1 rRNA gene is annotated in these 1,731 nt (G+C 50.5%); it reads right to left on the reverse strand.

The window, feature by feature from the left end:
- Positions 1–40: 40 nt before the first annotated feature.
- Positions 41–1,578: ribosomal RNA gene (locus J3U36_RS11295) — 16S ribosomal RNA — on the reverse strand.
- Positions 1,579–1,731 lie beyond the last annotated feature (153 nt).

The following is a 1,731-nucleotide window of genomic DNA, read 5'->3' on the forward strand; positions in this document are numbered from 1 at the left end:
TCTAAACAAACAATCTGTGTGAACACTTACGAGCTCTTCGTAAGGAGGTGATCCAACCGCAGGTTCCCCTACGGTTACCTTGTTACGACTTCACCCCAGTCATGAATCACACCGTGGTAAACGCCCTCCCGAAGGTTAAGCTATCTACTTCTGGTGCAACCCACTCCCATGGTGTGACGGGCGGTGTGTACAAGGCCCGGGAACGTATTCACCGTGACATTCTGATTCACGATTACTAGCGATTCCGACTTCATGGAGTCGAGTTGCAGACTCCAATCCGGACTTAGACGTACTTTCTGAGGTCCGCTTGCTCTCGCGAGGTCGCCTCCCTTTGTATACGCCATTGTAGCACGTGTGTAGCCCTGGTCGTAAGGGCCATGATGACTTGACGTCGTCCCCACCTTCCTCCGCTTTATCAACGGCAGTCTCCTTTGAGTTCCCGACCTAATCGATGGCAACAAAGGATAAGGGTTGCGCTCGTTGCGGGACTTAACCCAACATTTCACAACACGAGCTGACGACAGCCATGCAGCACCTGTCTCACAGTTCCCGAAGGCACTCCAGCATCTCTGCCAGATTCTGTGGATGTCAAGACCAGGTAAGGTTCTTCGCGTTGCATCGAATTAAACCACATGCTCCACCGCTTGTGCGGGCCCCCGTCAATTCATTTGAGTTTTAACCTTGCGGCCGTACTCCCCAGGCGGTCGATTTATCGCGTTAGCTTCGGAGCCCATCACTCAGGGCAACAAACTCCAAATCGACATCGTTTACAGCGTGGACTACCAGGGTATCTAATCCTGTTTGCTCCCCACGCTTTCGCATCTCAGCGTCAGTATCTGTCCAGAAGGCCGCCTTCGCCACCGGTATTCCTCCACATCTCTACGCATTTCACCGCTACACGTGGAATTCTACCTTCCTCTACAATACTCCAGATAACCAGTTTTAAGTGCAATTCCCAGGTTGAGCCCGGGGCTTTCACACCTAACTTAATTATCCGCCTACATGCCCTTTACGCCCAGTCATTCCGATTAACGCTCGCACCCTCCGTATTACCGCGGCTGCTGGCACGGAGTTAGCCGGTGCTTCTTCTGTAGCTAACGTCAATTGCATGCACTTTTCATACACACAACTTCCTCACTACCGAAAGTACTTTACAACCCGAAGGCCTTCTTCATACACGCGGCATGGCTGCATCAGGGTTCCCCCCATTGTGCAATATTCCCCACTGCTGCCTCCCGTAGGAGTCTGGACCGTGTCTCAGTTCCAGTGTGGCTGGTCATCCTCTCAGACCAGCTAGAGATCGTCGCCTTGGTGAGCCTTTACCACACCAACTAGCTAATCCCATATGGGTTCATCAAATGGCGCACGTCCTTGCGGAACCGTACTTTGGTCTCTCAACTTTATGCGGTATTAGCAGTCGTTTCCAACTGTTGTCCCCCTCCATTTGGCAGATCCCCATACCTTACTCACCCGTCCGCCACTCGTCATCAAGTGCAAGCACTCATGTTACCGTTCGACTTGCATGTGTTAAGCCTGCCGCCAGCGTTCAATCTGAGCCATGATCAAACTCTTCAATTTAAAGTTTGATGCTCAATAACTGTTTCTGACATATTCAAATGAATCTTCAGTGTCACTTATCAAGACTTAATTTTTTGAGTCCGTAGACTTTATTCTTTCGTCTCGCAAGTGCCCACACAGATTGTCTGTTTCTTCTTTTTAAAGAGCTGACAG

The organism is Gilliamella sp. B3817 (assembly GCF_026536705.1).
Taxonomy (GTDB): Bacteria; Pseudomonadota; Gammaproteobacteria; order Enterobacterales; family Orbaceae; genus Gilliamella; species Gilliamella apicola_I.